Here is a 294-nt window from a genome sequence, read left to right on the forward strand (position 1 = left end):
ATCTAAATCTGACTGCGACGCGACTGCCCCATGGAGCGCGTGATACAGACCATGCCGGACGTAACCTGGATGCGCCCGAAACGTTGGCGTTGGCGCAGTTGGTCAAGCGCCTGGGCTTTAGCGATTGTCGGGCTAATGCTGAAACCGAGGCAGAAGCGTATTTGATGATGGATGCGTTGGCCAAGCTGCAAAGTGTTCTTGATGAAGCCGGTGTGAGCCCGCGTTGAACGGAGCTTCAGCCACGTTAGCGTTGGTGGCATTTTTTTGAAGGCTATGATCGCTGACCCTCCGCTT

The 294-nt window shown here is 55.4% G+C and carries 1 protein-coding gene; it reads left to right on the top strand.

The genetic code is table 11. From position 1 onward, the window contains the following. Positions 1-227 (top strand): DUF7706 family protein (locus AC3XQU_RS23670; protein WP_489876583.1); only part of this gene is annotated, 227 nt, incomplete at its 5' end. Between the last annotated feature and the right edge of the window lie 67 nt (positions 228-294).

It is taken from the genome of Telluria sp. AZSoR62, assembly GCF_058111565.1.